Origin of the sequence: Grimontia celer (genome assembly GCF_900055185.1) — a bacterium.
In the GTDB taxonomy this organism is placed as follows: Bacteria; Pseudomonadota; Gammaproteobacteria; order Enterobacterales; family Vibrionaceae; genus Enterovibrio; species Enterovibrio celer.
Genome location: NZ_FIZX01000002.1, coordinates 276,771 through 289,064, shown reverse-complemented (window position 1 = coordinate 289,064; position 12,294 = coordinate 276,771). Strand labels below are relative to the sequence as shown.

Genomic DNA, 12,294 nt, shown 5'->3' with positions numbered 1-12,294 from the left:
ATTTACTGGGTGATTACCAGTATACGCGAGCACCGATTGCGTAGAATACGTCGCTATCAGCCGTTGCACCTGGAGCAACTTCCCAATCGTTCTTGTTGTTGCTGAAACCAGCAGTAGTACCATCTGCCAGCGCTACTTCACCATACACACGGAAGAAGGAGTTAAACTTGTGTACAGCACCCAAGTAAACGTTGGTCGCGTCGCCACTTTCAACTACTGAAGAAGCAGAATCTTTTACATCGTACTCACTCACTTCGTAGCCGCCGTAAACTGATGCTTTGTCAGTCACTGAGTAGCTGAACGCTGCCGCATAACCAGTGCGATCCAGTTCCATGCTCACTGCATCACTTTCAATGTTACTTGCTGCGTATTGAACACCTACTGAAAGGTCACCGAAGGTACGCTCAACCCAGATAGAAGTGTACAGGTCTTCAAGTGAACCAGCGCTTACACTGTCAAATGCGTCATGCTCTTGCTCTGCACGAGAAACACCAGCAGTCACATCAAAACCAGCAACGTTCACACGACCGAAAAGTTCGAATACTTCTGCGTTAGCTTTATCTTCTGGCAGGGCGTAGCTTGCATCGATGTAGATAGCATCGTTTTCGAAGATGTAACGAACTGCGCTGTCGTGCTTACCACCAGAGATAGTACCCTGAGCAATGTGAGAACCACCGTAGAAGTAAGAGTTATCTACACCCCACAGGTCATCAGCAGTCAGATACTGTTTACCCAAAATAACCTTGCCGAAATCACCCGAGAAACCGAAGTTACCCAGACGATTTTCCAAAGCATCTTTGTCGTAGCTGATGCTGTATTCCAGTTTTGCAAATACGTCTACGTCGTCAGTCACTGAGTACTGTGCATTAACACCTGCACGTGAGCTGCCATCATTCAGCGTCAGCTCTTTTTCTGGGGCTTTAGCCAGAGTTGCGCGAAGTTGACCGTAAACCTCTACCGAACCCGCGTCGCCGCTGTATGCTTCAAATGCGTTTACATTGCCTGCTAAAAGTACTGCCGGGATTGCTACTGCTAAAAGTGTCTTTTTCATAGAATACGTTCCTGTATTTCTTATAAATTCCATTTGCAAAATGCTGCGAGATGAAAATTAACATTCTGAAAACACAGAGTTCAACGCTACAAAAATTAACAAAATAAGCTATTGACAGTTACATTGACCAAAAAGCACTCAGTTATCTGTTCTTCATAAAAATCCTTCTTATTCGAATACAAAGTCACAAAAGTGAAACAAAACTACATTTAGTGAGGTTAATCATTCATCCTTGGGTCAATAAAACTCCAGTTATAACAATCCATTAACCGCTCAGTAATTGACCAATGTTCACACTAAAAACAGAAATGTGATTTGCGACACACTTCTCGATATGAGCAAATTATCATTAGTCGTTTCATCCTATTTATTCGCGTCATGGCGAAAGTTTCGTGCAACATGCAGCCTCATCCGTTGACACGGTGAATTCCTAAACCCTGATTAATTGATTCTTTGAATGCTTTATTGGTGAGTTGAGGCTACTTCAGCCCTAATGCTCGAAGACGTTTATAGATGGTGTTTCGGCTCACGCCGGAAAGCTCAGCGATGCGGGTAATGTTTCCCTCTGTGGCAGAATAAAGTTCTGGCAAACTTTCGCGCCAACTGACTACTTGCAGAGGAAGCACTTCTGGTTGAAGGGCATTTGTGACCAAAGGTTCTTCTGGCTGTGTTTCAAGATCCAAAAAGAAATCGTCTGGCAGATGATGAGTATGGATCATGCTGCCGTCAGACAGCGCCAACGCCACACGCAAGGTATTTACCAACTGACGGATGTTTCCCGGCCAGGGGTGACGTTCAAATAACTGCAACACCTCATTACTGACAGGAGGGTTATCCCCTTCCGTCAATTCATCAAGTAGATGACCAACCAGTGCGTTGGTATCTGAACGCTCCGAGAGCGAAGGCAGAAACAGGGTCAGTCCATTAATCCGGTAATACAGGTCATCACGAAACTGCTTTTTTGATACCGCTTCCCTCAGCGGTTGGTGGGTCGCGCTGATCACACGGAAATCGACAGGATAGCTTTCAGTGCTTCCTAACGGCGTGACCGCTTTTTCCTGCAATACACGCAACAATCTGGCCTGCACATGCAAAGGCATATCGCCGATTTCATCTAACAGTAAAGTGCCACCGTCAGCCTGCCTGATGTAACCCATGCTGCCTTTGTTATTGGCACCGGTAAATGCGCCTTTCACATATCCAAAAAGCTCCGACTCAACCAACTCAGAGGGAATAGCCGCACAATTTACTGCCACAAACTTTTTGTCAGCGCGTTCTGATGAAGCATGTACTGCCTTGGCAAACACTTCTTTTCCCGCGCCCGTTTCACCTTGAATCACCAGCGGAATATCACTGTTCACCACACTGGCAGCCTGCTTGATCGCTTTCTGCATTTTCAGATCGCCAAGATCCAGATCTGACAGTCGGCGCTCACCAGATACCGCTGCGACGGGTTTTGGTTCACTCTTTACTTTGACGGTAGACAGTGGTGATGGCGGTGTGCGAATCATGTTGTTGAGCGGGCGCTTGAGCGTGCCAAACAGGCGATAGTTTGAAATACCGAGAAAAGAGAGTGTTTGGTTCTCAGGGTGCGCAGATAGTTTTAGCGTCGTGATCCCAGTAACCATTTCGATGTTCAGCCCCTTCAGCACATGCCCAACCAGCAAGTCTGCACGACGATTAGCAGCCACTATTTCACCTGCGTCGTTGAAAACCAGCAATCCCGCCCACTGACTGGTGTGGTTGTCCTCACTGTTGTTAAACACCAAGGTGTAATAGTGCTGGCGATATGTGGCCATGATCAGTTGATTCTCAACCGATTGCGTCATCACTTTCACCATCCCATTCACATGAGAGGTAGGTAGATACGCATCAGAGGAAATGTTCAGCACACCGACAAGTTCACGTTCACTGTTAAAGATAGGAGCGGCAGAAGCAGTCATATAGCGGTTGGCGATCAGATAGTGTTCATCGCGGCCAACGACGACGGATTCACCTGTTTGCAGTGCGGTTCCGACTGCATTGGTGCCATTGAAACGTTCAAGCCAACTGGTTCCCTGCTCGAAGAGATGCCCTTCCATCTGATTGATAAAACCAGGGCGTCCCCAGCGGCTCAATAAGTTTCCACTGCTGTCGGCAAGTAAAACCAGACTGTTGCTGTTCACCAGAATATTTTCATAGAAAGGGAGCACCTGCTCTTGGGTCGTCACAATGAGGTCTTTGGATTTCCCCTGCGCATCTTCCCAATCACCTTTATTCAGTCGAACAATTGCAGGTGCACTTTTTGGGTTAAGCCCAAACGAGCGGCATCGCTTCCAAGACGCCTGTATAACCTCATCGTGAGAGTGAGCCAGATCGCTCATTTGACTACCTACCCATGCGCGTTCGAACAGAATTGAGAGTGTCAAGCATTGTTCACATTCTGTTAACAGTCAACACATAACTTCACACTTTTTACACAGTGATCGTGTTCACACTTATTTTAAATCCCTTTAATTCAATGCCTTAACATTAATTTAACTTTTGGCATGAATCTGGCGTATGACATTCGGATTCGAAAATTAATGCGCGTTCGCGCAGTTGACGATGTTGCCAGCAACGCACGTCGTTATTGAACAGGGAGTTTACATGTCACTCGAATTGGAGAGCGTCACAAGGATCAGCAACCACGAAACGTGGTTGGACGACATTAACCTGAGGATTGAGCCCGGCTCCTTCAACGTCCTACTCGGAAGGACATTGGCGGGTAAAACAAGTTTGATGCGCCTAATGGCAGGCTTAGATAAACCCACCAGCGGTCGCGTGCTTTTTAATGGTCAGGATGTCACGGGCGTACCCGTAAGGGAACGCAATGTCTCTATGGTCTACCAGCAATTTATCAATTACCCCAATCTGACCGTCTTCGAAAACATCGCCTCACCGCTAAGACTGGAAAAACAGCCTGAAGCACTCATTAAACAGAAAGTGCAGGAAACGGCGGAGATGCTTCATATCGAACAGTTTCTTGATCGCTTGCCGCTTGAACTCTCGGGCGGTCAACAGCAACGCACCGCCATGGCAAGGGCACTGGTGAAAAACGCCGACTTGATTCTGTTTGATGAGCCTTTAGTCAACCTCGACTACAAACTGCGTGAAGAGCTTCGCCAGGAAATGCGCGAGCTGTTCGCAGAGCGCAACACCATCGCGGTTTACGCCACCACAGAGCCGAATGAAGCGCTTGCTCTTGGCGGCAATGTGGTTCTGATGCACGAAGGCAAGGTGATTCAGTCTGGACCAACAGCTGAGGTTTACCACCACCCTTCTTCAGTCACCAGTGCAGAACTCTTTGGTGAACCTCCCATTAATTTGATCCGTGGCCGTGTCGGTGGTGGAAATGTCTCATTCGATGAGCACATCCATTTCCCACTGAACACCGACCTTGGCGAGCTAACCGATGGCGAATATCAATTCGGTATCCGTCCTAACCACCTCAGCTTGGTGCCAAACAATGATGACGACTTAGAACTGACAGTTGATGTCGAACTGGCGGAAATCAGCGGCAGTGAAACCTTCCTGCACGTGAGAAACCGTGACATCAACATGGTGCTCCACTTACCGGGGGTTCACGACTACGACGTCGATCAGAAGATCAGTATTTATGTGCCTACCCACAAACTTTATGTCTTCGATGAGTCACAAAAGCTCATTCAGTCTGCGCGTCGAGTGCAATCAACGCCGGGCATAGGGGGGTAACAATATGGCAGAAATTATTCTTAACTCCTTGGCGCATTCCTACAAGGCTTCACCTCAAAGCCGTGAGGATTATGCCATCCGTAAAATGACCCATACCTGGCGCAATGGCGGTGCCTATGCCTTGCTGGGCCCTTCTGGTTGCGGCAAAAGTACCATGCTGAACATTATATCCGGCCTGCTGACGCCGTCAGAAGGGGAAGTCATGTTTGATAATCAGGATGTCAGCCAGCTTGCGCCACAAGAGCGCAACATCGCGCAGGTTTTCCAGTTCCCTGTGGTGTACGACACCATGACGGTATATGACAACCTCGCTTTTCCGCTTCGTAATATGAAAACGCCAGAAGCCAAGGTGCGTTCGCGTGTCAGTGAAGTGGCTGAACTGCTGGAACTCAACAACGTGCTGGATAAACGCGCCAGCAACCTAAATGCAGATGAAAAGCAGAAAGTCTCCATGGGACGAGGTCTGGTGCGTGAAGATGTCTCCGCCATTTTGTTTGATGAACCGCTGACGGTTATTGACCCACACCTGAAATGGAAACTGCGCCGTAAGCTTCGCCAGATCCATGAGCAGTTCCACATCACCATGATCTATGTAACCCACGATCAACTCGAAGCAGCCACCTTCGCGGAAGAAATTGCGGTGATGTATGACGGCGCGATCGTACAGTTTGGCTCTCCACGCGAACTGTTCGAACGACCCAATCATACGTTCGTCGGCTTTTTCATTGGTAGCCCAGGTATGAATCTGCTGCCAGTCCAACGCACCAGTGACGGCAATGTGTCATTTGAAGACATGCCGTTCTCCCTGACAGATGTCCAACGCGGGGTGCTGGAAAGCACCGACAGCAAGAATATCAAGGTCGGGATACGCCCTGAGTTTGTGCATGTGTGGCAGGAAAAACGGGAGGATTCTTGGGAAGTGCCCATACAGCACGTAGAGGATTTGGGCACCTACAAAATCGTCACAGCGATGTTCGGCACGCTACCGATCAAACTGCGCATTGCCGAAGAAGCGCCAATTCCTCAGGGGCATGCCCATATTAGCTTCCCAGCCCAATGGCTAAAGCTCTACATCGATGAATATCTGGCCGGAGAGCCGGAAGAAAGCGCAAGCGCGACAGGAGGTCAGGATGCAAACTAAGACGGAAAATAACCGCGCCTGGCTACTGGTACTCCCAGTATTCCTGCTGGTCGCTTTCTCCGCCATCATCCCGCTGATGACAGTGGTGAACTACTCAATTCAGGATATTTTTGATCAGAACACACGCTATTTTGTGGGTACTGAATGGTACAGGGAAATCCTGAACGACCCACGTTTACATGACTCTCTGGTTCGTCAGTTTATTTATTCCTTCTGTGTACTAGCGATTGAAATCCCGTTGGGTATCGCGGTCGCGCTATGCATGCCAGCACGCGGCTTCAAAGCCTCGTTGGTACTGATCGTTCTTGCTATTCCTCTTCTTATCCCCTGGAACGTTGTCGGCACTATCTGGCAAATATTCGGACGGGCAGATATCGGTTTACTGGGCTGGTTCCTCAACAACATTGGGGTGGAATACAACTACGCCTCAGATCCGGTCGATGCATGGATTACCGTGCTGGTCATGGATGTTTGGCACTGGACGTCTCTGGTTGCCCTGCTTTGTTACTCCGGCCTGCGCGCCATTCCAGATGTTTATTATCAGGCTGCGAAAATCGACCGCGCATCGAACTGGGCTGTGTTCCGCTATATTCAGCTTCCCAAACTGAAGAGTGTGCTGCTCCTTGGCGTACTGCTGCGCTTTATGGACAGCTTCATGATCTACACCGAGCCATTTGTACTGACAGGCGGTGGGCCAGGTAATGCGACCACTTTCCTTTCGCAAGCGTTAACCAAGATGGCGGTGGGTCAGTTTGATATCGGCCCAGCAGCAGCCTTCTCGATCATCTACTTCCTCATCATCTTACTGGTGTCCTGGGTGTTCTATACCGCAATGACCAACATGGACAAAAGGAGCTAAGCCATGAACAGAAAAACCTTTGGCCTGCTCGCCTACATTGTGTTTCTGATGACGCCAATCTACTGGCTGCTGATGATGTCTTTCAAAACCAATGAAGAGATCTTAGGCGGACTCACGTTCTGGCCGCAAAGCTTTACGCTGGATAATTACATTGTCATTTTCTCAGACCCAAGTTGGTACTCGGGTTACCTGAACTCACTCACGTACGTGAGTATTAACACCCTTCTGTCACTGTCGGTTGCACTGCCTGCCGCTTATGCGTTCTCGCGCTACAAGTTCGTGGGCGACAAGCACCTCTTCTTCTGGTTGTTGACCAACAGAATGGCACCACCTGCTGTATTCCTGCTGCCATTCTTCCAGCTATACAGCTCGGTGGGCTTGTTCGACACCCATATCGCTGTGGCACTCGCCCACTGCCTTTTCAACGTGCCGCTCGCGGTATGGATTCTGGAAGGTTTCATGAGCGGCGTGCCAAAGGAGATTGATGAAACCGCCTACATCGACGGATACAGCTTCCCCCGTTTCTTCGTGAGGATCTTTATCCCGATGATCCGCTCAGGGATCGGCGTTACCGCGTTCTTCTGCTTCATGTTCAGCTGGGTTGAACTGCTGCTGGCGCGGACACTCACCTCTGTCAACGCAAAACCTATCGTTGCGACCATGACGCGAACCGTCAGTGCCTCTGGCATCGACTGGGGCGTGCTCGCTGCGGCAGGTGTGTTGACCATTGTTCCCGGTCTGTTGGTTATCTGGTTCGTGCGTAACCACGTTGCCAAAGGCTTCGCACTCGGACGTGTATAAGGAGAAATGACATGAATTGGATGGCCTGGACACTCCCGAGCGCCCTGTTTTTTATCACCATCGCCTGCATGTTGGTGGCGATGACCGTATTCGAAGTACTCCGTCCTTGTGTGGAAAGGAAAGGATTTTTGCCTATCCGCACAACCCGGGGTGATCGACTCTTTATAGGACTGCTCGGCAGTGCCTATATACACCTTCTCTTCATCGGAATGACGGATCTGCCTATCTGGTATCCCTTCGGGGTCGCCATCGTATGGCTTATCGCGGTTTTACGTTGGGGTTAGGAAAAAACGACAAAGGAGCGAAACTATGAAGCAATTGCCTGCTGTAAATAAGTGGACACCGCTTGGGTTCATGATCGGCATGCTACTGGCACCGGCGGCCCTCGCCGATCAGTACAGCGACGCAGCACAGAAGTGGGTTGGCGATGAGTTTACCCCTTCCACGCTAAGCCAAGAGGAACAGCTCAAGGAAATGGCCTGGTTTACCGACGCTGCCAAACCTTTCCGCGGCATGGAAATCAAGGTTGTCTCAGAAACCATTACCACCCATGAATATGAGTCCAAAGTGCTGGCGAAAGCCTTCGAGGAGATCACTGGCATCAAGGTCACCCATGACCTGATTCAGGAAGGTGACGTGGTCGAAAAGCTGCAAACAGAGATGCAGTCCAACCGCAGTATCTACGATGCCTACATCAATGACTCTGACTTGATTGGTACCCACTTCCGCTACGGCAAAGTGTTCCCTATCAGCGACTACATGGTCGGTGAAGGCAAAGACGTGACACTGCCTACACTAGATTTAGACGATTTCATTGGCATCAGCTTTACCACCGGACCGGACGGCAAAATTTACCAACTGCCTGACCAGCAGTTCGCTAACCTCTATTGGTTCCGCGCCGATTGGTTTGCCCGTGATGATCTGAAAGCCAAGTTCAAAGAGATTTACGGCTATGAACTGGGTGTGCCAGTGAACTGGTCTGCCTATGAAGATATCGCTGAATTCTTCTCTGTTCACGTGAAAGAGATCGATGGCGAACGCGTTTACGGCCACATGGATTACGGTAAGAAAGACCCATCACTGGGTTGGCGTTTCACCGATGCCTGGTTCTCCATGGCAGGTGCAGGTGACAAAGGTATTCCGAACGGGACGCCAGTTGATGAGTGGGGCATCCGTGTGGAAGGCTGCTCACCTGTCGGCTCAAGCGTTGAGCGTGGTGGTGCGACCAACGGCCCTGCCGCCGTTTATGCCACGACAAAATACGTTGATTGGCTGCGTGAATTCGCGCCACCGGAAGCACAAGGCATGACCTTCTCTGAAGCAGGCCCGGTTCCTGCGCAGGGGTCGATTGCACAGCAAATCTTCTGGTACACCGCCTTTACCGCTGACATGACTAAACCCGGTCTGGCTGTTGTGAACGAAGACGGCACACCAAAATGGCGCATGGCACCTTCACCACGTGGACCTTACTGGGAAGACGGCATGAAGCTCGGTTATCAGGATGCCGGTTCTTGGACCCTGATGAAATCGACCGATCCAAAGCGCCGTATGGCGGCATGGCTTTACGCACAGTTCACTGTGGCGAAAACCGTATCTCTTAAGAAAACCCTGGTGGGTCTGACGCCTATCCGTGAGTCCGACATCAATTCTCAGGCGATGACGGATGTCGCACCTAAATTGGGTGGCTTGGTGGAATTCTACCGCAGCCCAGCGCGCGTGCAGTGGACACCAACCGGTACCAACGTGCCTGACTATCCAAAACTGGCACAGCTGTGGTGGCAATTTATTGCTGAAGCCGCAAACGGTGAGAAATCTCCTCAGGAAGCGTTGGATGGCTTGGCGAAAGCACAAGACCGCGTATTGCAACGTCTTGAGCGAGCAAAAGTACAAGGTGCTTGTGGTCCTAAATTGAATAAGCCACGTGATGCGGAGTACTGGCTGAACCTACCAGGTGCTCCAAAAGCCAAGCTGGGTAACGAGAAGCCGCAAGGCCAGACCATCAATTACGATCAACTGCTCCAGCAATGGAAATCAGCTATGTAAATAGCAACGACGGCGAGATGTTTTGTCTTGTTGAAGATGTAATACCAATCACAGTAGGTAGGTGAACAGAGATAGCGTAGGAAAAATGCTCGAGAACAAGGCGAAAAATTCGATAAGTAGTTCTTCTACAATCAAATTTTTCAACGTGGTTATCGAGTATTTTAACAAGCTAGGATGAGCAGATATTTACTACGATTGGTATAATGTAACGAGTCCAAATAAGCAAAACGCCTGCGAAAGCAGGCGTTTTTATTTAGCTTCAAAGGTTCTAAACGTTAGAGCGTTTTAGCTTGCCCCTGCTGGGAACCAGGCATATGCGCCTTAATCATTCGTTCCAGATCTGCCTTGCTGACCGGCTTGGCAATGTAATCATCCATACCGCATTTCAAGCAATCATCTCTGTCCTGGGCAGTTGCATTGGCAGTTAGGGCGACAATCGGCGTATGAGGCGCGTATTCGTGCTCGCGAAGAATACGTGATGCTTGGTATCCGTCCATGATGGGCATCTGACAATCCATGAAGATCAGGTCGAACATATCTTCCTTACAGTAATCAATCGCCACCTGACCATTCTCAGCCACTACCACATCCACACCTAACTTCGCCAACATCGCTTGCGTCACACGCTGGTTCACCAAGGTATCTTCCACCACCAGCACACGACCGGAATAAGTGGTAGGTTCTGGTGATTTGTTTTCACGTGATGCCTGACCCGCTTTGTGCCCAGCCATAGAAACCACACCCAGCTTGGCCTGTTGACCGCGCAGAATTCGGGTTAGGTGGTTGCGAAGATCGTTAAATTTGTAGGGCCTGGAGAGATAGCCTTCAATGTTGAAGTTCTCTAACTTCACATTGTCGTGTACTTCCGGTGCAGCAGTGATCATCATCAAGCTAGGGCAACGCTTGCCAAAGCGCTTGCGCAATTTAGAGGCGATGGAAAAGCCATCTGAGTTCGGCATGAGCTTATCAAGAATCACCAGCTTAAACGGCTTGGCGGTGTCGATACGCTCCGCAATCATCTCTTCTGCATCTTCCGGGTGTACGCAACAGGTCACCTGACAACCCAAATTGCTGAGTTGTGCACTGGTAATTCGCATGTTCAGGCGACTGTCATCCACCAGCAGCATGGCAGCATCAGAGAAAAGTAACGCATCAGCCGGGGTTGCTTCCGGCATTTGGGCGCGTTCAAACGTCACGGTGAAGAAGAAACAGCTTCCCTCACCTTCCTGACTTTCCACGTCAATGTGACCACCCATGAGCTCAACAATCTGGCTCGAAATCGCGAGACCCAAACCAGTACCACCAAAGTTGCGACTCATACTGCCATCGGCTTGTTCGAACTTCTCGAAAATGGTGTTGAGTTTGTTCGATGGAATCCCAATACCAGTGTCACGCACTTCAAAGCGCACCGAAATATTATCGCCTTCTTCACCAACCTGACGGATGCACACGCGTACACTGCCGTTTTGGGTAAACTTCACCGCGTTGCCGACAAGATTGATCATCACCTGACGCAGACGAGGCGCATCACCCATTAGGAGCGGCGTCATGTCCTGATCCAGACTGCATTCAAACTCGAGGCCTTTTTCTTTTGTGCGAAGGCGGAAAAGATGCTCAATGTCTTTGCAAAGCTCAAACAGGTTAAGTTCGACGTAATCCAGCTCGAGCTTACCCGCTTCAATTTTCGAAAAGTCGAGAATGTCGTTGATAATATCCAAAAGCGATAGAGATGACGTTTCCAACATCTCTATAAATTCGCGCTGTTCTTCGTCCAAACGCGTGCCTTTCAAGAGCGAAGCCATGCCGATGATGCCATTCATTGGCGTGCGGATTTCATGGCTCATGTTGGCGAGGAATTCACTCTTCTTCTGGTTAGCTGTTTCTGCTTGCACTTTGGCACTTTTGAGCTCGGCACTGTACTCACGCATCTTTTCGATGGTGTCGTTGTATTGGGTGTAGAGCGTGACCAGTTCCTCACCCACTTTTTGGCTGGGTGGCTCAATGGGTTTTGGCAGGTTGTCTGTACCGAATTTGGTAACACCATGAGAAATCCAGACCAGAGGGCGAACCACATCAACATAAACGATGAAGAACACCAAGCCGCCGAGAATCAACGTTGCGCCACCAAGGAAGAGCAGCAACATCACAAAACGCTCAGTCAGCGCGCTGTATATATCTTCAAGGCTTACTTCTATTTGTAGGAAACCCAGTTGATAGGTTTTGCCAAATTGCTCGTGCACTAATGGCCATTGATAGGCAAACTTTGGCTCTGGAGGCATGACGCCGTGCTCGGCCAACGTGCGATCGTCGTCAAATACTCGAATATAACTAATGTCCGGGTCGCGGAAGATCCCCTGCGTTGTGACCTGCAGTTGATTCATGTCTTCCTGCCAAACACTGTTGGTGATACTGGCTAAGTCAGTCTTTTGAATTAAAAGGGCATTTTGGCGCATTTGCTCCGTACGTGCCTGATAATCCAAATACAAAGCGAAAGCCGCAACAAGAAATGCAAGAAGGCTACACACGAGAAGAACACGACCCACTAATCGTGCTGCCATGCTTGAAGGCTGATGAAGATTCTCTTTTTGATTCAACATAGTCTAGGCTTATTAATGTCTTAAATTCAGAGCACCCACCTGTAAGAATAGCCACGATTTGTAAACATGG

At 49.4% G+C, this 12,294-nt stretch carries 9 protein-coding genes; 6 read left to right on the top strand and 3 right to left on the bottom strand.

What is annotated here, in order from left to right; translation table 11 throughout:
- Positions 1-13 precede the first annotated feature (13 nt).
- Both GCE9029_RS11580 and GCE9029_RS11575 read right to left on the bottom strand, forming a co-directional pair.
- Positions 14-1,051, bottom strand: a complete 1,038-nt coding sequence (locus tag GCE9029_RS11580) for a porin (protein WP_062663423.1) — start codon at positions 1,049-1,051, stop codon at positions 14-16.
- A gap of 479 nt (positions 1,052-1,530) precedes the next feature.
- Positions 1,531-3,414: a sigma-54-dependent Fis family transcriptional regulator gene (locus GCE9029_RS11575; protein ID WP_062663422.1), complete on the bottom strand. Its 1,884-nt coding sequence runs from the start codon at positions 3,412-3,414 to the stop codon at positions 1,531-1,533.
- A gap of 265 nt (positions 3,415-3,679) precedes the next feature.
- On the opposite strand from GCE9029_RS11575, the gene GCE9029_RS11570 reads away from it, so the two are divergent.
- Genes GCE9029_RS11570 through GCE9029_RS11545 form a run of 6 tightly spaced genes read left to right on the top strand, consistent with a single transcriptional unit; the run spans position 3,680 to position 9,627 of the window.
- Positions 3,680-4,783 carry an ABC transporter ATP-binding protein gene (locus GCE9029_RS11570; protein WP_062663421.1) on the top strand — a complete coding sequence of 368 codons (1,104 nt, stop codon included), beginning with the start codon at positions 3,680-3,682 and terminating at the stop codon, positions 4,781-4,783.
- Positions 4,784-4,787: 4 nt separating this feature from the next.
- Entirely contained in the window at positions 4,788-5,924 is a 1,137-nt protein-coding gene (locus tag GCE9029_RS11565; protein ID WP_062663420.1) for an ABC transporter ATP-binding protein, read from the top strand.
- Entirely contained in the window at positions 5,914-6,783 is an 870-nt protein-coding gene (locus GCE9029_RS11560) for a carbohydrate ABC transporter permease (protein ID WP_062663419.1), read from the top strand. The genes GCE9029_RS11565 and GCE9029_RS11560 overlap by 11 nt, the downstream gene beginning before the upstream one ends.
- Before the next feature lie 3 nt (positions 6,784-6,786).
- Positions 6,787-7,584, top strand: a complete 798-nt coding sequence (locus tag GCE9029_RS11555; RefSeq protein WP_062663418.1) for a carbohydrate ABC transporter permease — start codon at positions 6,787-6,789, stop codon at positions 7,582-7,584.
- A gap of 11 nt (positions 7,585-7,595) precedes the next feature.
- Entirely contained in the window at positions 7,596-7,868 is a 273-nt protein-coding gene (locus GCE9029_RS11550) for a DUF2160 domain-containing protein (protein WP_062663417.1), read from the top strand.
- 25 nt (positions 7,869-7,893) lie between these two features.
- Positions 7,894-9,627 carry an ABC transporter substrate-binding protein gene (locus GCE9029_RS11545; RefSeq protein ID WP_062663416.1) on the top strand — a complete coding sequence of 578 codons (1,734 nt, stop codon included), beginning with the start codon at positions 7,894-7,896 and terminating at the stop codon, positions 9,625-9,627.
- 275 nt (positions 9,628-9,902) lie between these two features.
- Here the strand turns inward: GCE9029_RS11545 and GCE9029_RS11540 are convergent, their stop codons facing one another.
- Positions 9,903-12,224, bottom strand: coding sequence for a hybrid sensor histidine kinase/response regulator (locus GCE9029_RS11540; RefSeq protein WP_062663415.1), 2,322 nt, complete (start codon positions 12,222-12,224; stop codon positions 9,903-9,905).
- Positions 12,225-12,294 lie beyond the last annotated feature (70 nt).

Excerpts from the sequence above, each read along its gene's own strand:
- GCE9029_RS11550 (WP_062663417.1), top strand. The coding sequence starts at position 7,596 with ATGAATTGGATGGCCTGGACACTCCCGAGCGCCCTGTTTTTTATCACC.
- GCE9029_RS11545 (WP_062663416.1), top strand. The coding sequence starts at position 7,894 with ATGAAGCAATTGCCTGCTGTAAATAAGTGGACACCGCTTGGGTTCATG.
- GCE9029_RS11555 (WP_062663418.1), top strand. The coding sequence starts at position 6,787 with ATGAACAGAAAAACCTTTGGCCTGCTCGCCTACATTGTGTTTCTGATG.
- GCE9029_RS11565 (WP_062663420.1), top strand. The coding sequence starts at position 4,788 with ATGGCAGAAATTATTCTTAACTCCTTGGCGCATTCCTACAAGGCTTCA.
- GCE9029_RS11580 (WP_062663423.1), bottom strand. The coding sequence starts at position 1,051 with ATGAAAAAGACACTTTTAGCAGTAGCAATCCCGGCAGTACTTTTAGCA.
- GCE9029_RS11560 (WP_062663419.1), top strand. The coding sequence starts at position 5,914 with ATGCAAACTAAGACGGAAAATAACCGCGCCTGGCTACTGGTACTCCCA.
- GCE9029_RS11540 (WP_062663415.1), bottom strand. The coding sequence starts at position 12,224 with ATGTTGAATCAAAAAGAGAATCTTCATCAGCCTTCAAGCATGGCAGCA.
- GCE9029_RS11570 (WP_062663421.1), top strand. The coding sequence starts at position 3,680 with ATGTCACTCGAATTGGAGAGCGTCACAAGGATCAGCAACCACGAAACG.
- GCE9029_RS11575 (WP_062663422.1), bottom strand. The coding sequence starts at position 3,414 with ATGAGCGATCTGGCTCACTCTCACGATGAGGTTATACAGGCGTCTTGG.